The following is a 19,080-nucleotide window of genomic DNA, read 5'->3' as shown; positions in this document are numbered from 1 at the left end:
CACCCAGCCCCGCCGGCGCTTGAGGCCAAACAGCCCCGCCGGCGCTTGAGGCGAACCCAGCCCGGCCGGCGCTTGAGGCCACCCAGCCCCGCCGGCGCTTGAGGCCACCCAGCCCGGCCGGCGCTTGAGGCCACCCAGCCCCGCCGGCGCTTGAGGCCACCCAGCCCCGCCGGCGCTTGAGGCCACCCAGCCCGGCCGGCGCTTGAGGCCACCCAGCCCGGCCGGCGCTTGAGGCCAACGCCCGCTACGCGGCCAGGGGCGCCGGCACCTCCTTGTCGCACTCCCAGTGCGCAAGCGCCGACCGGTCCAACAACACCACCCCGGCGGAAGCCGCAAGCGCCGCCGCCTTGGCCGAAAAGCACCCGGCCGTCGTCGCGAGCAACAACGCCCCCGACCGACCCGCGTCCGCGTCCGCGGCAACGGCGACCGCGCTCACGAAGTCCTCGACCACGCCGCCCGCCACCGGCCCGGGCCCCTCCGCGCTGCGACACCGCAGCACCGCCGGCGTCCCGTCGCCACGCCGGGCGTGGATGTCCACCGCGTACGCGTCCTCGACGACCCGCACCGTCTCCACCTCGGCCAGCCCGTCCCGCTCGCACAGGTCCGCCAGGTGCTCGGCCAGCCGGGCCGGGTCCATCCGGTCCAGCCGCGCCTTCGCGTCCCGCAGCGCGGTGTCGTCGCAGGGTTCGGTCCACTCGTCGACCCGCGGCCGGTATCCGACCAGCCAGATCGCCGAGGCCAGCGCCGCCGCGGCGCAGATGTAGACGACCATCAAGTTGTCGGACTGGTTCACCCGGATGCCCTCCAGGACGAACCAGATGCCGACGGCGAGGAGTTCGAGCCCGGCGACCAGGATGGCCAGATTGAGGTAGGCCCTCATCGTCGTACGTGCCATGTCCGTCGTCCCCCCGGTGACGCGTTGGCCGGTCGTACACGTGATCGTTCTCATGGTCGTGCTCGTGGTCGTACTGGTGTCGTTCACGCCGTCCCGATCCGATCGGCGCGACCGACTCGGCCGGCCACACATCGTTCCCCTCTTGCTGTCCCGACGTTCGGGACACCTGCCCGGTTCCCGACCCGAACAACAACCGGACACCCTACGAAATGCCGCTCACGCACCATCCGGCAGGTTGGTCCAACCGCGACCGTCCGCCTTGCCGTACCAACCGCTCGCGGCGGTCGTACCGCCGTCCACCGGAATCAATTGGCCCGTCACATACGACGATGCGGCACTCGCCAGGAAGAGCACAACCTTGGCGTAGTCCTCGGGTTCGCCGAATCGCGCCATCGGCACCCACGAACCGATCAGCGCGGGGTCACGATCACGCAATTTGGCCTCGTATGTCGTCTGCGGCGTGTTCGCCATGTCCGGTGCGATCGCGTTGACCCGGACCCCCTTGCGCGCCACGTCCACCGCGAGACTCCTGGTGAACGCGATGATCGCCGCGTTGTAGGCGGAGTAGACCGGGCAGCCCGGGATGCCACGCAGCGCCTCGACGGTGGACACGTTCACGATGCTGCCGGAGCCGCGCTCGACCATCTGCGGCAACACCGCGTGCGTGACGCGCAACACATGCTCGAAGTTGATCGCGTGCAGCGCCTGCCACTCCTCCTCCGTGCTGCGCAGGAAGGTGGTCGAGGGCCGATAGTCGCCGACGTTGTTCACGAGTACATCCGCGCCGCCCGCCGCGAGCGCGGCGTCGCGCAGCCGGGCCACGGTGACCGACTCGCGGATGTCGCCGAGCACCACCTCCACCCGCCCGCCGGCCGCCTCGATGTCCACCCGGGCCTGCTCGGCCCAGTCCGCGTCGATGTCGTTCAGCAGTACCAGCGCACCCGCGCGGGCCAGCAGCCGGGAGACCCCGCCGCCGATGCCCGCGCCGCCTCCGGTGACGACCGCGACCTGACCGGCGAGGGGTTCGGGATCGAGCATGGGTGGTGCCTCCTCGGCGAATGTGACGATGCGTCAGATCTGCGCATGCTCCCCCAGCTCGCTCGCGAGGTCAACGGCGGAACGGGGAATGAACGATCATCCGGGTCGAGCCGCGGGCGGCGCCGCCCCGGATCGCGACCCACCCCGTCATGCGTTCGAATGGATACGAGAGAGTGTCCGGTCGGCATCCGCCGACCTCACACCGATTCGAGGGGATCACATGGACATCGCGGTCGAGGACGTTCCCGCACAGAACCGCTTCGAGGCCAGGGTCGACGGCGACCTGGCCGGCTTCGCCGAATACATGCTCACCGACACCCTGATCGTGTTCACCCACACCGAGGTGGACACGAGGTTCGAGGGCAAGGGCGTCGGCGGTGCACTCGTCCGCGGAGCGCTCGACCGGGTGCGCGCCGGCGAGCGCAAGGTCCTGCCGCTGTGCCCGTTCGTCAAGGCGTGGATCGGCAAGCACCCCGACTACTTCGACCTCGTCTACGACGCCCCGCCGAGCAAGGTCACGGACTGACCCGACGAACGGCCCCGGCCCGACCGCACACGCGCCCCGCGGAACCGGCATCGCCCCGGAGTCGGCCCGCCCGACGCCGGGGCCATGATGTCCGGATGACCTCGCTCCTGTTCGTGTGCACCGGCAACGCCACCCGCTCGGTGATCGCGGGCGAGCCGGCCCGGGCCGCCCGGCCCGAGTGGTCCGTGGCCACCGCCGGCACCTTCGTGGTCGAGGGCCTGCCGATCAGTTGGCGCACCCGCAGCGCTCTGACCGAGCTCGGCCTCCGGGCGCCCGGACACCGCAGCACCCAGCTCACCGACGCACACGTGGCCGCCGCCGACCTGGTGGTCGTCCAGGAGTACCAGCACGTCCGGTACATCCGCCGACACCACCGGCACGGCGCGGCCCGCACCGCGACGCTCAAACGCCTCGCCCGCGACCTGCCCGCCCCCGGCCCGGCCGACGAACCCCTGGCCCGCCGGCTCGCCGGGCTCGATCTCGGATCGGTCGAACTCGAACCGGACTGGGAGGACGTGGTCGACCCCGGCGGCGGCGAGGTCGCCGAATTCGTCGCGTGTGCGCACGAACTGGCCGCGCTGATGCACGATCTGCTCCCTCGGTTGGGCACCCGCGTGGCCTCACCGTAGGCTCGACTCCCGTGAACAGCCTGCGCATGATCGACACCTGGCCCGTCGGGAAGGCCGCCGCCGCCGTGATCACCCGGGACGGGGTGATCAAGGGCGAGCACGGTCCGGTGGACGAGCCGTTCCGACTCGCCTCGGTGACCAAGTTGCTCACCGCGTACGCGGCGCTCGCCGCGATCGAGGAGGGCGCGATCGAACCCGGGGACGCGGCGGGACCGCCCGGATCCACGATCCGCCATCTCCAGGCGCACACCTCGGGTCTGGCCTTCGACGAGGACCGCGTACTCGCCGCGCCCGGTCGCAAGCGGATCTACTCGAACACCGGCTTCAACCTGCTCGGGGCCACCATCGAGAAGGCGTGCGACATCCCCTTCGGCGAGTACGTCCGCCAGGCGGTCTTCGCGCCGCTGGGCATGACCGAGACCACCATCGGCGACTCCCCCGCGGCCGGCGGCGTGTCCACCGTGCGCGACCTGAGCCGATTCGCGGCCGAGCTGCTCGCACCGCGCCTGCTCGCCCCGGAGACCGTGGCCGAGGCCACCGGTGTGGTCTTCCCCGGACTGGACGGCGTGCTCCCGGGCTACGGCACCCGGCGGCCCAACGATTGGGGTCTGGGCTTCGAGATCCGCGGCACCAAGTCGCCGCACTGGACCGGGACCACCAACTCGCCCGCGACATACGGCCACTTCGGCGCGTGCGGCACGTTCCTGTGGGTGGACCCGGAGCTGGACGCGGCCTGCGTATGCCTGACCGACCGCGAGTTCGGCCCATGGGCCGCCGAGGTGTGGCCGGTGCTGAACGACGCGGTGGTCGCCGAACTGCGCTGATCCGCGGATTCGGCCAACCGGGCGGCCCGGAGCGGCAGTTCGTTCCGGGCGACGCGCGCCGAGTCACCCCTTCGCCCCGCCGGTCCTGCGCCGCCGCGGCGTCGGCGGCGCATACCGTCGAACCGTGTTGTTCTCCGTGCTCGCGGCACTGGCCGCCGCGCTCTGTTACGGCGTCGCGACCGTACTCCAGGCCCTGGGTGCGCGGCGCACCGCGAGCGCGAGCGGCCTCGACCCCAGGGTCTTGGTCCGGGCCCTGGGCCAGTGGCCCTTCGTGCTCGGCACCGGACTGGATCTGGCCGGGTACGTCTGCCAGTTCGTCGCGCTGCGCGAGCTGCCGATCTTCGCCGTCGAGGCCGCCCAGTCGGCCAACCTCGCGGTCACCGCGGTGCTGGCCGTCCCGGTCCTGGGCGCCCGGCTGCACGGCCGCGAGTGGGGCGCGGTCGCCGCCGTCTGCGCGGGCCTGGCCCTGCTCGGCGTCTCCGCGGGGCACGAGGGACCCGTCCACACCCACGCCGCGTTCCGCTGGTCGCTCCTGGGCTGCGTGGCGCTGCTCGGCCTGGCCGGCCGGCGCTGTGCGGGTATGCGCGAGCCTTGGCGCTCCCGCCTGCTCGGTCTGCTCTCCGGACTCGGATTCGGCCTGATCGCCCTGGCCACGCGCGTGCTCACCGACCTGTCCCCGTCCGCGCTGATCCGCGACCCGGCCGCCTACGCACTGCTCCTGGGCGCCGCGCTGACCTTCCTGCTGTACACGGTCGCGCTCCAGGGCGGTGTGGTCACCTCGGTGGCCGCCGCGCTGGTGGTCGGCGAGACCGTGCTGCCCGCCGCCGTCGGCCTGGTCTTCCTCGGCGACCACAGCAGGCCCGGCCCGTACGTCCCGCTCGCGCTGATCGGCTTCGTATTGGCCGTGGCCGGCGCGATCGCCCTCTCCCGGTTCGCCGAGGGCGAGACCGAGAGCGAGACCGAGGGTGCCAGAGAGCATGCCCGCTGAGCGGATTCGGGCGCGGCCCCATCCATGCCGACGGCTCCCGCCGACCGTGCGACGGGAGCCGATGCACCACGACCGATCGCGACCGGACGGCACTCGGTCGCGGCCCGATCACTCCTCGGGTTCGATGATCTGGTAGTCCAGCTCACCGATCGAATGCGCCAGTTCGGCCGGCGTGTACACGGCACCGTCGTACACGAACGCGGGCTCGATCGCGGTCTCGGTCAACCCCTCGGCGCTGGTGTCGAGCACGACGATGGCCCAGCCGATGACGGGGCACAAAACGGCCTCTTCGCCGGCCTTGGTCACCTCGACGTCCCAGCCGGGCTCGGCCGGGGCGAGACTGACGACGCTGCGGCGGGTGTAGCGCATGGCGGGACTCCTCGGCTGCACGGTAACCGGCGTTCGGCACCGGTCCGAACAAGCCTATGGTGCGGGTGTGACTGTTGGGATCACGGGGCGTGCACAGACGAATCGCCGGCGGCCCCGGACCACCCGCGGCCTCGACTCGTGTCGCGGTCCGGGAGTCGCTCGGACGGGCCGGGGAAGGAGTCCAGGAATGCCCGCGACCCCGCACCTGTTGTCAGGCACGTAGACACGGACAGACAGCACGGGGCACGAACGTTTGGGAGGACGCATGGCCACGGTCGCACTGACCAAGGAGAACTTCGAAGAGGTCGTATCCGGCGACGGGCTGACCGTGCTCGACTTCTGGGCATCGTGGTGCGGACCCTGCCGGTCCTTCGCGCCGACCTTCGAAAAGGTCTCGGAGGCGACCCCCGACGTGGTGTTCGCCAAGGTGGACACCGAGGCGGAAACCGATCTCGCGCAGGCGTTCTCGATCCAGTCCATCCCGACCGTGATGCTGGTCCGGGACGGCGTCGTGGTGTTCTCGCAGCCGGGCGCGCTCCCGGAGGCCGCGCTCGTCGACCTGATCAAGCAGGCGCAGGGGCTGGACATGGACGAGGTCAAGCGCAAGATCGCCGCCCAGGGCTGAGCACTTGCGGCCCCGCGCGGGACCGAGCACGTGGTCCCCGGGTGGGCCCGAACAAACTGCCCGGGAGCCCGTCGAAGGCGAGCCCGTCGCACAAGCCCGGAAGCCCGGCGGACCGAGGTCCGACGGGCTTCCGTGTCGCCTGCTCCAGGTAACCGGTTGCCGAACCGGGTTACCGAACCGCCTTGCCGCGCAACCGCGATGAGGCGGTCGAGAGGGGCCCATCCACTTCTCGTGGATCCTGATTGCGCGGTGCACGGCCCGACCTCGACCGCTCCTCCGCGTCTATCCGTTGTGGACCCCTCTCGCTCCTCCAAGTAGAACTCCACCGCCGCAATCTTGCAAAAGTTGCCGGATACCGGCCGATGGTTGCGAAGCGAACCGGCACACCGGGCACGGCGCTGCCGGTGGGGCGGTGCGCACCACGGACACCTCCGGCAATCGCCGCCACGCCACGCGGCGACCGGTCCGCCGACCCGACACCGCACCCGCACCGGCCCGCACCGGCTGCGACGCGGACGGGCAATCGTTCACAACCTCGGCGCCGGCGGCTCTTCCCGGTCGGGTGCCGGCCGGCCCGGGGATGCGACTCGGCCTGCGCGCAGATGTGCCCGCAGTGTGGCGATCTCCTCCCGCAGGCGCTCGGCCGATGTCCGGGACCGCGGGTCGGCGCGTGGGATTCGGGCGGCCACGAGGGCGAGTTGGGCGTCCTCGATCTCCCGGATCAGCACCCGTGCCGGTCGCGGACGCGGGCCGCCGCGAGCCTGTCGGCGGCCGTGTCGGCGCGGCAACAACGCGGCTTCCTCCGGCCGGATCGCACCGGTTGCCGCCTCCTCCGCGGCCACCTCCCGGAACCGGGCCAGGTAGTGCCGACGCGCGGTTCGGTAGACCAGCAGGGCGATCGCGAGGTTCACCGCGACCTTCACGATGCCGCGCCACCCGGGTAGGAACGGCGCGTTGAAGAGCCAGTGCATCCCCATCGCCGTCACCCAGCAACCGAGCGCGACCGCCACCCGTCGGGCCGGCGGCCGACCGTCGCGGGCGACCAGGTAGCCGACACCGGTGCCGGCCACCGCACTCATCGCCCAGTGCGACCCCCACCCGGTGATCCCCACCCGGGCCGCGAACGACGCGTCCACCGACGCACCGGGATCGGTCGCGCCGTCCAGCAGGATGGTGTTCAGCGCGTACAGCAGGTTCTCCACCGCCTGGAAGCCCAGGCCGACCAGGGCTCCGTACACCCAGCCGTCGATCGGCGCGCGGATCGCGCGCGAGGCGATCAGCGCGAGTATCAGCACGCCGCACACCTTGAGCGTCTCCTCGTTGAACGGCGCGGTCGACGCGGCGCCCCACCTGTCGGCGAAGTCGACGCCCCGGGTCTTCGCCCAGATCCCGCCGAGACCGCTGTTGGCCAGGATCGCGCAGCCGGTCGCGGCGGTCATCCCCCAGCCGACACACATCAGCGAGGTCGCGTGCGCGGGCGCCACGACCGGGCGGAACCGGCGGGGCAGCAGGTAGCCGACGCCGAGGGTGAGCAGGAGCAGAAAGCCCGCGAGCGCGGCCGCCGCCGGGAACACCCGGACCACGTCCCGGTATTCGTAGCCGATCACACCGAGGCCGAACAGGCACGCGAGCAGTGCCACCGTCGCGGCGACCGGTGCGAGGCGCTCGCCGGCCGGCCGGACCCCGACAGCGCTCACGCCGCCGCCTCGGTGAACGTCAGCGACCGCATCACGTCCCGTACCGGCAGCCATTCCGGATCGGTGCTGTCCGGCGGCGCGAGCGCGATCAACCGGATCGCGAACGCGTCGTCGGGGCCCGGATAGATCACCGCCCGTCCGGTGTCACCGCCCCGGGTCAGCGTGCCGGCCATGCCCTGCGCGCCGGCGTCGGCGACCACCGGCCCCGGCGGGCCGAGCCGGGCGTGCCGGTCGGCGACCCGGACCGTCTCGCGCAGCCCGCTCCACAACGCGTCCGCGTCGTCGCTCCGAGGCAGTGAGATGTACGCGACCGACAGGTCGACGTCGCCGTGCCGCAGCACGAACACCCGCGAGGGGGTGGTCGCCGCCTGGTCCAGCGTCCACCCGGAGCCGACCCGGAACCAGGCACGATGGTGCTCGTCCGGCCCGACTCGAAACACCGTGCCCGCCGTGACCCGCTCGTCGCCGGCGATCCACGACCCGATCAGCGGCCACCCGCCGGCGAGCAGCACCAAGACGGCGGCAACCGCAAGCGGCCCCCACCAACGAGCCCGCCGCGGCCCGGAGCGGATGCGGGCGTCGGTCATGTCTCCAACGTCCGACGAACCCCGGGATTCCGCCCGACGAACATCGGCCGTCGGGCGGAATCGGTCCCTCGAAAGGGTTGGCCGAACCGCCGGGGTGGTTAGGCCCTGCCGCCGAACCCGACCGGGGTCAGAGGCCGAACTCGACCGGCGCGAGGTCGAGTGCGAAGCACGCGTCCCGCACGACGGCCTGCTCGGTCTTGTCGAAGTGGCCGTCGGCGCCGCCGATGACGATGCCGATCTGGATCACCGCGCGCGCCTCGGTCGGCTTCTTCTTGACCTTGCCGATGTCCTGGAGCAGGGACACCTTGCCCAGCTCGAAGTCGGCGGTGAGCTTGGCCAGGTAGGCCTCGAAGCGCTGCTCCAGGTCGCTCGCGGCGAAGTTGCGCAGCACGTCGTTGGTGGTGATCAGCGCGGTGACGCGCTGCCGCTCGGCCGGGTCGATCGAGCCGTCGGCCGCGGCCACCAGCGCGCAGATCGCCATGCTCGCGTCCCGGAAGCCGCCGCTCTTCAGCTCGTTCTTCTTCGCCTCCAACTGTCCCTGCATCGTCTGGGCCGACTGCTTGAACTTGTCCCACAGAGCCATCGAGGTCCCCTGTCCCGCGCACACGCACGCACGCTTCGAGCCGTTTATCTACAGACCCGTAGAAGATACCTCTCCCCCACAACGCTTGCAGAATCCATTCGCCAACCCGCCGGCGCCCCCGCCCCGAACAATGCGATCACTCGAAATCCGAGGTGTCGCCGTCGGGACCGCCGGCGCGACGAGTGCGCGGCTCAGCCGGTCAGGGCGCTCTTGGCCTTCCACTGGGCGTAGGTCAGTTGCCAGTTGCCGAAGCCGTTGCCGGGTTCGGTGGCCTCGGTGTTGGTCGAGCCCTTGACCACGACCGGGTCGCCGACCTGGACCCGGTTGTAGAACCACTCGGCGTCCGCGACGGTCATCCCGACGCAGCCGTGGCTGGTGTTCGCGACGCCGATGTTGGCGGTGTTCCACGCGGCCGAGTGGAAGAAGGTGCCGGAGGAGGTGAAGTGCACCACCCACGGGACGTCCGGGAGGTTGTAGCTGTCCCCGAGGCCGACCGTGGTCGAGTCGAGCGTTTCCTTGGCGTTCTTGTTCAGGATCACGTGCGTGCCGCCGCGGGTGGGGAACTCGCTCGAACCGGCCGACATCTTGATCGTCTTGACCGCCACGCCGTCCTCGATCACGGTCAGCCGATGCTTGGGGACGTCCACCTCGACGACCCGATTCGTGCCGACCGTGAAGGTGCTCTCGTAGTCGCGGGCGAAGTACGTGCCCGGGGCGCTGGCCACGCCCGCCAGGTTCGCGTTCAGGTTGATCCTGGTGCCGCTCGGCCAGAACTCGCGCGGCCGCCAGTCGACCCGGTCCTTGCCGGACTGGTCCTTGGTCCAACCCCACGAGCCCTCGACGTTCGGGGTCGTGGTGACCTTGAGGTTGCGCTCGACCTCGGCCTTGTCCTTGACCGCGTGGTCGAACATGATCGACACCGGCTGGCCGACGCCGAACGTGCCGCCGTTGGCCGGCCGCAGGGTGACCTTGTTCACGATGTCGGCCTTGAGCGTGCCGAACCGGCTGGTGGCCGCGGCGGTCTCCACGCCCTTCTTGTCACGCGTGGTGGCGGTCACCGTGTAGGCCGCGCCCGGCACGGTCCGCGTGGTCGAGGTCCAGGTACGCCCGTCCGGCGCCACCGTGCCCTCGATCGCCCGGTTCTGCGCGTCCACGACCCGCACCGATCCCAGTGTTCCGGAGTCCGCGGTCACCGTGATCGGCTTGCCCGGCACGACCCCCTGGGTGCCGTCCACCGGATCCACGCTCACCCGCGCCGGTGTGTCCTTCGCCTCATTTTCGCCCGAGCCCGGCTGCGCCTGTGCCGCATCCGACTTCGTCGCCTTGTCGGACCCTCCCGAGCCGCACCCCGTGAGCAGTACGGCAGCCGCGGCAAGCGGCAGCGCGACCACGCGAATTCCCTTGCGGGAGCCGGATATCAGGGGCTTTCGCACGTGTGGACCTCACGAACTTGGACGACCGGGGATCGTTCAACAGTAACAATGCGGATCAATTCCCCATGCCCGTGGGCGATGTGACGGTGTCGACACCGCTCCGACGCAACCGATCCCCCGCCACGACACGAAGCCGCGCCCGGGAAAATCCCGGACGCGGCTTCGGAGTTGCCGATCGTGCGCAGGCCGCCCGCCGATCGACCGGCGGGTGCCGACTACGCGGCAGCGGTACGCCGGCGCGGGGCGCCGCCGCCGGCGGCGGAACCACCGGTACGGGCCGAGGAGGCACCGGCCGCGGTGGACGGACGACGTCCGGTGCCGCTGCCGCCACCCTGACCGGGACGACGACCGCGACCGCGGCCACCGGCCGAGCCACCGCGACGCGGGGTCTCGGAGACCGGCGAGGAGATCACGACCGGGATGCCCGAGGGCACCTGCGCGCCGGTGACGCGGGTGAGCTCCTCGTCGCCCGAGCGGACCTGGATGGTCGACGCCTCGATGCCGGCGATCATCATCAGGCGGGCCATCTCCCGGCGCTGGTTCGGCGTGACCAGCGTCACGACGCTGCCCGACTCGCCGGCGCGGGCGGTACGACCGCCGCGGTGCAGGTAGTCCTTGTGGTCGGTCGGCGGGTCGATGTTGACGACCAGGTCCAGACCGTCCACGTGGATCCCGCGCGCCGCGACGTTGGTCGCGATCAGCGCGGTGACGTGCCCGCTCTTGAACTGCTCCAGGGTGCGGGTGCGCTGCGGCTGGGACTTGCCGCCGTGCAGCGCCGCGGCGCGGACGCCGCTCTGCAACATCTGGCGGGTGAGCCGGTCCACCGCGTGCTTGGTGTCCATGAACATGATCACCCGGCCCTCACGCGCCGCGATGTGCGTCGCGGCGGTGTGCTTGTCGGCCTCGGTCACGTGCAGCACGTGGTGCTCCATCGTGGTGACCGCACCCTGCGAGGGGTCGACCGAGTGCACGACCGGGTCGGACAGGAAGCGCTTGACCAGGCGGTCGACGTTGCGGTCGAGCGTGGCCGAGAACAACATCCGCTGACCGTCCGGCTGCACCTGGTCGAGCAGCGCGGTGACCTGCGGCATGAAGCCCATGTCGGCCATCTGGTCGGCCTCGTCGAGCACCGTGATGCCGACCGCGTCCAGTCGCGCGTCGCCGCGGTCGATCAGGTCCTTGAGGCGACCCGGAGTGGCCACCACGACCTCGGCGCCGTTGCGCAGCGAGCTGGCCTGACGGCCGATCGACATGCCGCCGACGACCGTGGTCATCCGCAGCTGGACCGAGTTGGCGTACGGCATCAGCGCGTCGGTGACCTGCTGCGCGAGTTCGCGGGTGGGCACCAGGACCAGGGCGAGCGGCTGCTTGCTCTCGGCCCGCCGACCGGCGATCCGGGCGAGCAGCGCGAGGCCGAACGCGAGCGTCTTGCCCGAGCCGGTCCGACCGCGACCGAGCACGTCCCGGCCGACCAGCGCGTTGGGCAGCGTGGCCGCCTGGATCGGGAACGGCTCGGTGACACCCTGACGGGTGAGCGCGGACAGCAGCGGCTTGGGCATGTCCAGCTCGGCGAACGCGTCCACCGCGGGCAGCGACGGCGTGGTGCTGACCGGCAGCGCGAACTCGGCCACGGGACCCGCGGTCATCGGCTTGCGACGGTTGCCCGACGGGGCGCCGCCACGGCCGCGGCCGCCGCCGGAGCCACCGCCGTAGCCGCCACTGCGGCCGGAGGCGCTGCCGCCGGTGCGGCTGTATCGGTCGTTGGAACGGGGGGTGCGATTCATGGAGAACCTTCCTCGATGCGGCGCGTATCGAGGACGTCTCCGCGGCATGACGCCGCACAAGGAGTCGCAAGAACGAGCCGGACTAGCTGAAAAAGAACCGACGTGGTGACTCGGGTCACTCGCGTCGAGATAGTGCGCAACGGTCGGGCGCCTGCCGAAGAGCGGCGGCCGATGTGCCGGACCGTGCGAGGCCGCGCGACGAGGTCGCGTCGGGCAGGGTCCTGATCGGCGGACATGGAGCGTCCGCCTGGGGTGGTGCACCGTGGCCTTCCCGGTCGGAAGGACCGCCGCCCCGGAGGGGGCCGCCGGCCACGGGAAGGGCCCGCACCTTGCGGCGCGGGCCCTCGCTGCGCGGCCGAGGCCACGCCCATGAGACAGGTCAGACGATGTTGATGTTCTCCGCCTGCGGGCCCTTCTGGCCCTGCGTGACGTCGAAGGAGACCTTCTGGCCCTCCTGCAGCTCACGGAAGCCCTGAGCGTTGATGTTCGAGTAGTGGGCGAAGACGTCGGGGCCGCCACCGTCCTGCTCGATGAAGCCGAAGCCCTTTTCGCCGTTGAACCACTTCACGGTGCCAGTAGCCACGTATCTTCCCCTTCGGGGCAGTACCGGGATCTCGCACCCTGCGAAACCCGAATCGTTGCTGATTACCCCGCCCGGAGTTGGACACCGGAAAAACAAAAGTGCACCTGTTGGCTACAACCAGCAGGCGCACAGAAAATTCCATGGGAACCACAGCAGCAATTAACGTTAGCACGCCGGACGACCCGGCCGGCGGGATCCTCTCGATCTTGTGCCGGCCGCATGCTCGGACACCGGGTGCGACCATGGACGCTCCGCCGGTCTCCCGGCCGACCTCCCAGCCTCCCGAAGGGTTCGCGTGTCCTCCTCCGACTTCCCCGCGTCCGACGACTCGGCCCAGCCGATCTCCCTCTCCACCATCGGCAACCCCCTCACCCTGGAGGACGTCAGCGCGGGCGGCGGCTGCGGCGACGGGTGCGGGTGCTCCGGCGGCGGCATCGACATCGACGCCGACCTGCTCGACGCGTTCGTCACCGAGCAGGTGCTGGTCCGCCTGGAGTCCGAACCGGCCTTCGTCGCCCGGTCCATCGCGGCGCTCGCCGCCGGTGACGACCTCGATGCCGAACTGGCCGAGGAGATCGAAGAGTTGGAGTCCGACCCGGTCCTGCTCCTGGACGTGCTCGGGGCCACCCGGGAGACCCTGCCGGACATGGAGTCCGACGCTGTGGTGCTGCTCTTCCGCTACGTCATCGACCACGTGGCACTCGGCCCGGAGGAACTGCCGCTGGAGGAGCGCGTGCAGATCGAGTGGCGGGTGCCGCCGGTTCAGGTCTGACCCGAACGCGCCCCGCCCGGCTGCGCCGGCCCGTTCCCGGCGACCTCCGGGAGCGGGTCCGCGGTCGGCGGGAGCGCGGCATCGGCCGGCGCCGCGTCCGGCGCCGCCGGCCGCAGCCGTCCCGAGAACAGGTAGCCGGACCCGAGGCCGATCAGCGCCGCCGAGACGTGCCCGATCGTGGTGAAGTCCGGCAGATCGCCGTACCACCGCACGGACGAGAACGGGTACAGCAGGCACCCGAGGGCCCACCAGGGCCGCAGCCGCCCGGGCAGCAGCGGCGTGATCGCCGCTATGGCCGCCATCGAGGCGTAGCTCACCCCGTAGTCGAGCGTGTACCGGGTTTCCGGTGGATAGGTCCCGGCGTCGATCGCCACGATCAGCACCACCGCTGTGACGAGCGTCGCACCCACGTGTCCGAGCACGGTGACGCCGACCGCCCGCAGTGTGCCGACCCGCTGCTCCAGGTACGCCATGCACACGCCGAGTCCGAACCCGATCGTCAGCACGTTGCCGGCCAGGGTGCCGTGCACGTCCGCGACCATCAGGCTGCCCGCCATCGCGCGCAACGGGTGATGGTGCAGGTTGTCGAGGTTCGTGCTGATGTCGTCAAGGAGCCGATCGGCGTCGGTCTCGGACATGAGCCGTCCGACCACGACGCCGGTGATCGCGAGCAGGATCAGGACGGCGAACGTCGCCGGGCTGCGTCGCGGGTATCCGACCAGATCGCGCAGATGGCTCGCGGGGTTCCGACTCACGGTGCGATTCTCCCAGGGCCGGCGCGGGGACGCGGCGCGGAACCACCATGCTGCGTCACGGAGCCGGGTCGCCGCGGCTCGGCCCCGGACCGGGGCGGCCGACGGTTCGGTGGGCGCCGAAACGACCCACCCCTACCGTCGTGCTCGAAAGCGCGTCCGCCACCGGCGAACGCTTCGGCAGCGGCCGACCCGGGCCGCCGGCACAGGGGGGTCCGCACGATGTCGGATACACGTCTTCACCCGGCGACCGGCGGCAACCGGCGCGCCGTGGCGGCGGCCGCCGCCACGGTCGTGTTCTGGGCGTCCGCGTTCGTGTCCATCCGCAGCGCGGGCGCGCACTTCGCGCCCGGCGCGCTGGCCCTGGGCCGGATGCTCGCCGGTTCGATGGTGCTCGGCGCGATCCTGCTGATCCGCCGCGAGGGTCTCCCGCCGCGTGCCGCGTGGCCCGGCATCCTGCTCTCCGGGGTGTTGTGGTTCGGCCTGTACATGGTGGTGCTCAATTGGGGCGAGCGCGAGGTGGACGCGGGCACCGCGGCGATGGTGGTCAACATCGGCCCGATCGCGATCGCGCTGCTCGGCGGCTGGTTGCTCGAGGAGGGCTTCGCGCCGCGCCTGCTGGCCGGCATCGGCGTCTCCTTCGCGGGCGCGGTCGTGGTGGGCGTCTCGATGTCCGACGGCGGCGGAGCCCCGCTGCTGGGCGTGGGCCTGTGCGTGCTCGCCGCGTTGTCGTACGCGGCCGGCGTGGTCGCCCAAAAGCCCGCGCTGCGGCACACCTCCGCGCTCCGGGTCACCGCGTACGGCTGCTTCGTCGGCACGGTGTGCTGCCTGCCGTTCGCCGGCCAACTGGTCGAGCAGACCGCCGACGCGCCGCTCTCGGCCACGCTCAACGTGATCTACCTGGGCGTCTTTCCCACCGCGCTGGGCTTCACCACGTGGGCGTACGCATTGGCCCGCACCACCGCGGGCCGGATGGGCAGTACGACGTACGCGGTGCCGGCCATCGTGGTGCTGCTCGCCTGGGTGTTCCTGAGCGAGGTGCCCGGCCCGCTGACCTTCGTCGGCGGTGCGTTGTGCCTGGCCGGCGTCGCGGTCTCGCGGGGCGGCGCCCGGCGGCCGGCCGACGGGCGCGACCCGAAGGCCGCCGATCGGCCGCCGGTGGGGCAGGATCTCCCCGACGGTGACCGGACGAGGGAGATGTCGTGACAGCGGTGGGTCGGGTCCTGGCGGACCGGTACGAGCTCCTGGAGCAGCGCGGTCGCGGTGGCCTCGGTCGGGTGTGGGCGGCGCGCGACCGCACCGAATCCCGCGACGTCGCGGTCAAGCTGCTGCACGGCCCGCCGGACGCGGAGGCCGCGGCGCTGTTCGTGCGCGAGGCGCGCACCGCGGTGGCGCCGGGGCATCCGGGCCTGGTCGCCGTCCTCGACGTCGGGCAGGACACGGACGGCACGCCGTTCCTGGTCACCGAGTTGCTCGCCGGTCGTGACCTGCGGGCGACGCTGCGCGCGGGCCTGCCGGAGCCGGCGACCGTGTCGGCGTGGGCGACGCAGGTGTGTGCCGCGCTCGGGCACGCGCACCGGGCCGGTCTGGTGCACGGCGACCTCAAGCCCACGGATCTGTTCGTGGGCGAGGACGGCCGGGTGCGGGTGCTCGACCTCGGCCTGGCCGGGCACCTCGCGGCGGTCGCCGCGACCGGCACGCGCCTGCTGGGCACACTCGCCTACACCGCACCGGAGCGGCTGCGCGGGCATCCCGCCGATCCGCGCTCGGACCTGTACGCCCTGGGCTGCGTGCTCTACGAACTGCTCACCGGGACACCGCCGTTCGGCACCGCCGACGTCGCCGCCACGGTGTACGCCCAGCTCGACGCGATTCCGGAACCGCCCGAGCGGCGCCGTGCGGACGTACCGGCGCAGCTGAGCCGGCTGGTCCTGGACCTGCTGGCGAAGGACCCTGCGCGGCGCCCGGCCGACGCGGCCGCGGTCGCCGCGCGGCTGGCCGAAACGCCCCCGGTGGCCCCGGCGGACCGGCCGCGGCCGCCCGTCGCACCACCGCTGATGCCGGCTCCGCCGGTACCGCCCCCGGCCGCCCCGCCGCAGCCCCCGCTCGGCCCGCCCCCGGCGGCTCCGTTCCCGACCCCCGTCGCGGCGCCGTTCCCGACCCCCCTGGCGGCCTCCGGCGAGGACGAGGAGCCGCAGCTGCGTCGGGCGGCGGCGGCCGGCGATCCGGACGCCGCCGTGCAACTGGCCTACCACCTCGCCGACACCGGCCGCGAGACCGAGGCCGAGGCGCTGTACCGGGAGGCGCTGGCCCGCGACCACCCGGAGGCCGCCAACGACCTCGCCGACCTGCTCGCGGCCCACGACCGAGCCGGCGAGGCCGAGGAGTTGTATCGCCGTGCGTTGGCACAGGGCCACCCGGACGCCGCGAACAATCTGGGCCGCCTGCTGGTGCGGCTCGGTCGGGCGCCGGAGGCCGAGATGCTCTTCCGGCACGCGTCCGCACACGGCCACGACGACGCGGCGAACAACCTCGGCCTGCTCCTGGCCGGCTCCGGCCGCCCGGACGAGGCCGAGCAGTTGTTCCGGCACGTCTATGCGCAGGGCCATCCGGACGCCGCGGTCAACCTGGCCGGGTTGCTGGGTGCACGCGGCCGGTTGAAGGAGGCGGAGAAGCTCTACCGCCGCGCCTGCACCGAGGGCCACCCGGACGCCGCGCTCGGCCTCGCCGTCCTGCTGGAGCGGCGCGGGCGCACCCGCGAGGCGGAGGAGATGTACCGCCGCGCCCTGGCCGAGGGGCACCCGGCGGCGGCCGGTCGACTCGCCCACTTCCTCGATGCCCACGGGCGCGGGCAGGAAGCGATGTGGCTGCGCTCGTAGCACCGACGTGTGGCGGCGGGCCGGATCGTGCCCGTCCGGCCCGCGGGTGCTCGTGTCGCCGCCGGGTGCACCCGCCGCGGCGCCGATTCGCCGAGTGCGGAAATCCGCCACGCACGAGACCCCGGTCGGGTCCGTGCGTGGCGGATGGTGTGCTCGCGCTACGTCGTCGGGTCGTCGCGTTCGGCGCCGGGGCGCGAGGCGCCGGTGCCCATGCCGGTGCGGCGGCGTTCGTCCCGGGCTCGCCATTCGGAGACCGTCTCGTCCCGGTCGTAGCCCTGGGCGGCGTCCCAGCGCACGGTCAGTGCGAACAGGACGACCAGGTCGAGCCCGATCACGATGCTGGACCAGGCCGGGTGCGCGGCCAGGAAGCCGATCTCGCCGATGATGTTCAACATCACCAGGAACGTACCGACCACACGGGCCCAGGTCGCTCCGGTGAGCAGCCCTCCACCCACGAGCAGTTGCAACCCGCCGAAGATCAGCAGGATGACGCCCCACGTGTTGTAGTTCCACACCAGGAGTTCACCGGAACGGGTGACGAAGTACCCGTCCGAGAACAGTGCCGTGAACCCCTGGAAGAGGTTGAGGACACCCAGGACGAGCAGGGTGCATCCGGCGAAAGCCACCCACCCGGACCAAGCGCTCGACCTGCGGGTTGTGCTGTTCATGGCCTACTCCCAACCCCGGCCGGGCGGCCGGGAAGGTTTTGCCTCGTACCGATTGCCGGCCGTCGCGGGGACCCGCGACCTTGCAAGTCGGCCTTCTCGCACCTTGGCACGGCTTGACACGCTTTGCACCTTTTGCCGAATAGGAGTGGATATCCGGATTTGATGGAACCCGCCCCGGGACACCTGGTCACGAGCGGGGAGGACGACACCGATGTCCGAGTCAGCGCCCGAGTCGGGCAAGCGAACCGGGGGCCGGCACCGGTGGCGGGTCGCCGTGGCGTCCGTACTGGTGGCCCTGGCCTGCATCCTCACCCCGGTCGCGGTGACGGCCGCATGGGCGGACGACGAGGTCGACGACACCGATCGTTTCGTGGCCACACTGGGGCCGCTGTCCTCGGACCCGGCCGTCCAGGCCGAGGTCGCGGATCGGGTGGCCGCAGCCGTCGTGCAGGCGGTGGACGTGGGCAGCCTGACCGACGCGCTGCGCCAGGCGCTCGGGCTTGACCTCGACGACGGGTCGGGGCCGTTCTCCGGATCGTTGCAGAGCCTGCTCAGGGGTGTGACCGATCAGGCCACACGCGCGTTCGTCACGACCGACGCGTTCGACCTCGTGTGGCGTGACGCGCTCCGGATCGCACACGCCTCCGCGCTGCGCGCGCTGGAGGGCAAGGACGACGCCACGGTGACCACGTCGGGCGGCGAGGTGGTCCTGGACCTGGGTCCGATGGTGGACCGGGTCCGGCAGAGCCTGGTGGATCGGGGCTTCTCGATCGCGACGAACATCCCGAGCACCGAGCAGCGGTTCGTCCTGCTGCACCGCGACGGGCTGCGCAAGGGTCAGGACGCGTTCCGGTTCCTGGAAACCGCGGGCACCTGGCTGCCGATCCTGGTGGTGGTGCTGTTCGTCGTGGGCGTCTGCGTCGCACCGCGTCGCCGCCCGGTGCTCATGTGGGCGGGTCTGGGCACCCTGCTGGCCCTGCTCGTGCTCGCCATCGGGCTCGTCGTCGCCCGCCGGTACTACCTGGACGAGTTGCCCCGGGAGGTCTCCCGGGACGCGGCGGCGGCGGTCTTCGACGCACTGGTGCGCTTCCTGCGCGAGACCACCCGCACCCTCGCGGTGATCGCCGCGGCGATCGCGGTCGCCGCCTTCCTGGTCGGCCCCGCGCCGCCCGCCCCGGGCATCCGACGCGCCCTGGCCGCCGGTCCCGACGCGGCGGGCGGCGCGCTGGCCCGGACCGGCCTGGGCACCGGATCGGTGGGCCGCTTCGTGGCCGCGCGGCGGGGCCCGGTCTACACCGCGGTGGGCTTGCTCGGCGGCATCCGGCTGGTCTCGTGGAACCACCCGACGTGGTCCTCGGTGCTCCTGATCGTGGCGGTCGCCCTGGCCGTCGTGGCGCTTCTGGAGGTGGTCGCGGCGGCCGGGAGCGGCAGGCCGGCCTGAGACCTCG

At 72.1% G+C, this 19,080-nt stretch carries 20 protein-coding genes; 9 read left to right on the top strand and 11 right to left on the bottom strand.

Going from position 1 to position 19,080, the window contains the following annotated elements:
* Nucleotides 1-244: 244 nt before the first annotated feature.
* Together ACIBM5_RS14240 and ACIBM5_RS14235 are read right to left on the bottom strand one after the other, a co-directional pair.
* The gene (locus ACIBM5_RS14240; RefSeq protein WP_396007091.1) at nt 245-895 is read right to left on the bottom strand and encodes a restriction endonuclease; all 651 of its coding nucleotides are present in this window, start codon (nt 893-895) and stop codon (nt 245-247) included.
* 216 nt (nt 896-1,111) lie between these two features.
* Nucleotides 1,112-1,933 carry an SDR family NAD(P)-dependent oxidoreductase gene (locus ACIBM5_RS14235; protein WP_396007090.1) on the bottom strand — a complete coding sequence of 274 codons (822 nt, stop codon included), beginning with the start codon at nt 1,931-1,933 and terminating at the stop codon, nt 1,112-1,114.
* Nucleotides 1,934-2,153: 220 nt separating this feature from the next.
* Here ACIBM5_RS14235 and ACIBM5_RS14230 point away from each other — a divergent pair, with 220 nt between their 5' ends.
* The 4 genes from ACIBM5_RS14230 (at nt 2,154) to ACIBM5_RS14215 (ending at nt 4,900) form a co-directional block, all read left to right on the top strand.
* Nucleotides 2,154-2,459, top strand: a complete 306-nt coding sequence (locus ACIBM5_RS14230) for a GNAT family N-acetyltransferase (protein ID WP_391581536.1) — start codon at nt 2,154-2,156, stop codon at nt 2,457-2,459.
* A gap of 95 nt (nt 2,460-2,554) precedes the next feature.
* Nucleotides 2,555-3,088, top strand: coding sequence for a hypothetical protein (locus ACIBM5_RS14225; protein ID WP_396007089.1), 534 nt, complete (start codon nt 2,555-2,557; stop codon nt 3,086-3,088).
* Nucleotides 3,089-3,099: 11 nt separating this feature from the next.
* Complete coding sequence (locus tag ACIBM5_RS14220) at nt 3,100-3,912, top strand: serine hydrolase domain-containing protein (RefSeq protein ID WP_396007088.1); 813 nt, start codon at nt 3,100-3,102, stop codon at nt 3,910-3,912.
* Between the two features lie 124 nt (nt 3,913-4,036).
* A complete protein-coding gene (locus tag ACIBM5_RS14215) occupies nt 4,037-4,900 on the top strand; it encodes a hypothetical protein (protein WP_396007087.1) in 864 nt (287 codons plus the stop codon).
* A gap of 108 nt (nt 4,901-5,008) precedes the next feature.
* On the opposite strand, the gene ACIBM5_RS14210 is transcribed toward ACIBM5_RS14215, so the two are convergent.
* Nucleotides 5,009-5,269 (bottom strand): hypothetical protein, encoded by a 261-nt coding sequence (locus ACIBM5_RS14210; protein ID WP_020554669.1) that lies wholly within the window; start codon nt 5,267-5,269, stop codon nt 5,009-5,011.
* 253 nt (nt 5,270-5,522) lie between these two features.
* Between ACIBM5_RS14210 and trxA the strand changes: the two genes are divergently transcribed.
* On the top strand, nt 5,523-5,894 hold the full coding sequence (gene trxA / locus ACIBM5_RS14205; protein WP_360310316.1) for a thioredoxin: 372 nt from the start codon (nt 5,523-5,525) through the stop codon (nt 5,892-5,894).
* 527 nt (nt 5,895-6,421) lie between these two features.
* On the opposite strand, the gene ACIBM5_RS14200 is transcribed toward trxA, so the two are convergent.
* The 6 genes from ACIBM5_RS14200 to ACIBM5_RS14175 form a co-directional block, all read right to left on the bottom strand.
* Complete coding sequence (locus ACIBM5_RS14200; RefSeq protein ID WP_396007086.1) at nt 6,422-7,591, bottom strand: PrsW family intramembrane metalloprotease; 1,170 nt, start codon at nt 7,589-7,591, stop codon at nt 6,422-6,424.
* On the bottom strand, nt 7,588-8,178 hold the full coding sequence (locus ACIBM5_RS14195) for a hypothetical protein (RefSeq protein ID WP_396007085.1): 591 nt from the start codon (nt 8,176-8,178) through the stop codon (nt 7,588-7,590). The genes ACIBM5_RS14200 and ACIBM5_RS14195 overlap by 4 nt, the downstream gene beginning before the upstream one ends.
* Nucleotides 8,179-8,305: 127 nt before the next feature.
* Entirely contained in the window at nt 8,306-8,761 is a 456-nt protein-coding gene (locus ACIBM5_RS14190; RefSeq protein WP_391581528.1) for a tellurite resistance TerB family protein, read from the bottom strand.
* Between the two features lie 191 nt (nt 8,762-8,952).
* The gene (locus ACIBM5_RS14185; RefSeq protein WP_396007084.1) at nt 8,953-10,194 is read right to left on the bottom strand and encodes an Ig-like domain-containing protein; all 1,242 of its coding nucleotides are present in this window, start codon (nt 10,192-10,194) and stop codon (nt 8,953-8,955) included.
* A 215-nt stretch (nt 10,195-10,409) separates the two neighbouring features.
* On the bottom strand, nt 10,410-11,978 hold the full coding sequence (locus ACIBM5_RS14180; RefSeq protein ID WP_396007083.1) for a DEAD/DEAH box helicase: 1,569 nt from the start codon (nt 11,976-11,978) through the stop codon (nt 10,410-10,412).
* A 379-nt stretch (nt 11,979-12,357) separates the two neighbouring features.
* Nucleotides 12,358-12,561: a cold-shock protein gene (locus ACIBM5_RS14175; protein ID WP_020554660.1), complete on the bottom strand. Its 204-nt coding sequence runs from the start codon at nt 12,559-12,561 to the stop codon at nt 12,358-12,360.
* Nucleotides 12,562-12,856: 295 nt separating this feature from the next.
* Between ACIBM5_RS14175 and ACIBM5_RS14170 the strand changes: the two genes are divergently transcribed.
* Entirely contained in the window at nt 12,857-13,333 is a 477-nt protein-coding gene (locus tag ACIBM5_RS14170; RefSeq protein WP_391581522.1) for a hypothetical protein, read from the top strand.
* Here the strand turns inward: ACIBM5_RS14170 and ACIBM5_RS14165 are convergent.
* The gene (locus ACIBM5_RS14165) at nt 13,324-14,088 is read right to left on the bottom strand and encodes a rhomboid-like protein (RefSeq protein ID WP_396007082.1); all 765 of its coding nucleotides are present in this window, start codon (nt 14,086-14,088) and stop codon (nt 13,324-13,326) included. The genes ACIBM5_RS14170 and ACIBM5_RS14165 overlap by 10 nt on opposite strands.
* Nucleotides 14,089-14,307: 219 nt before the next feature.
* Here ACIBM5_RS14165 and ACIBM5_RS14160 point away from each other — a divergent pair, with 219 nt between their 5' ends.
* Both ACIBM5_RS14160 and ACIBM5_RS14155 read left to right on the top strand, forming a co-directional pair.
* A complete protein-coding gene (locus ACIBM5_RS14160; protein WP_396007081.1) occupies nt 14,308-15,291 on the top strand; it encodes a DMT family transporter in 984 nt (327 codons plus the stop codon).
* Nucleotides 15,288-16,964 carry a tetratricopeptide repeat protein gene (locus tag ACIBM5_RS14155; protein WP_396007080.1) on the top strand — a complete coding sequence of 559 codons (1,677 nt, stop codon included), beginning with the start codon at nt 15,288-15,290 and terminating at the stop codon, nt 16,962-16,964. Before ACIBM5_RS14160 ends, ACIBM5_RS14155 begins: the two co-directional genes overlap by 4 nt.
* A gap of 158 nt (nt 16,965-17,122) precedes the next feature.
* Here the strand turns inward: ACIBM5_RS14155 and ACIBM5_RS14150 are convergent, their stop codons facing one another.
* On the bottom strand, nt 17,123-17,632 hold the full coding sequence (locus ACIBM5_RS14150; RefSeq protein WP_396007079.1) for a hypothetical protein: 510 nt from the start codon (nt 17,630-17,632) through the stop codon (nt 17,123-17,125).
* A 211-nt stretch (nt 17,633-17,843) separates the two neighbouring features.
* Between ACIBM5_RS14150 and ACIBM5_RS14145 the strand changes: the two genes are divergently transcribed.
* Nucleotides 17,844-19,073, top strand: a complete 1,230-nt coding sequence (locus tag ACIBM5_RS14145) for a hypothetical protein (protein ID WP_396007078.1) — start codon at nt 17,844-17,846, stop codon at nt 19,071-19,073.
* Nucleotides 19,074-19,080 lie beyond the last annotated feature (7 nt).

It is taken from the genome of Embleya sp. NPDC050493 (genome assembly GCF_044458105.1).
Lineage (GTDB): Bacteria > Actinomycetota > Actinomycetes > Streptomycetales > Streptomycetaceae > Embleya.
The sequence above is the reverse complement of the archived record's forward strand: the minus strand, read 5'-3'. Positions and strand labels throughout refer to the sequence as shown.

What these genes read in the sequence shown, in the direction of transcription:
- ACIBM5_RS14240 (WP_396007091.1), bottom strand. Translation starts at nt 895, where the DNA reads ATGGCACGTACGACGATGAGGGCCTACCTCAATCTGGCCATCCTGGTC.
- ACIBM5_RS14235 (WP_396007090.1), bottom strand. Translation starts at nt 1,933, where the DNA reads ATGCTCGATCCCGAACCCCTCGCCGGTCAGGTCGCGGTCGTCACCGGA.
- ACIBM5_RS14230 (WP_391581536.1), top strand. Translation starts at nt 2,154, where the DNA reads ATGGACATCGCGGTCGAGGACGTTCCCGCACAGAACCGCTTCGAGGCC.
- ACIBM5_RS14225 (WP_396007089.1), top strand. Translation starts at nt 2,555, where the DNA reads ATGACCTCGCTCCTGTTCGTGTGCACCGGCAACGCCACCCGCTCGGTG.
- ACIBM5_RS14210 (WP_020554669.1), bottom strand. Translation starts at nt 5,269, where the DNA reads ATGCGCTACACCCGCCGCAGCGTCGTCAGTCTCGCCCCGGCCGAGCCC.
- ACIBM5_RS14195 (WP_396007085.1), bottom strand. Translation starts at nt 8,178, where the DNA reads ATGACCGACGCCCGCATCCGCTCCGGGCCGCGGCGGGCTCGTTGGTGG.
- ACIBM5_RS14190 (WP_391581528.1), bottom strand. Translation starts at nt 8,761, where the DNA reads ATGGCTCTGTGGGACAAGTTCAAGCAGTCGGCCCAGACGATGCAGGGA.
- ACIBM5_RS14180 (WP_396007083.1), bottom strand. Translation starts at nt 11,978, where the DNA reads ATGAATCGCACCCCCCGTTCCAACGACCGATACAGCCGCACCGGCGGC.
- ACIBM5_RS14160 (WP_396007081.1), top strand. Translation starts at nt 14,308, where the DNA reads ATGTCGGATACACGTCTTCACCCGGCGACCGGCGGCAACCGGCGCGCC.
- ACIBM5_RS14150 (WP_396007079.1), bottom strand. Translation starts at nt 17,632, where the DNA reads ATGAACAGCACAACCCGCAGGTCGAGCGCTTGGTCCGGGTGGGTGGCT.
- ACIBM5_RS14145 (WP_396007078.1), top strand. Translation starts at nt 17,844, where the DNA reads ATGTCCGAGTCAGCGCCCGAGTCGGGCAAGCGAACCGGGGGCCGGCAC.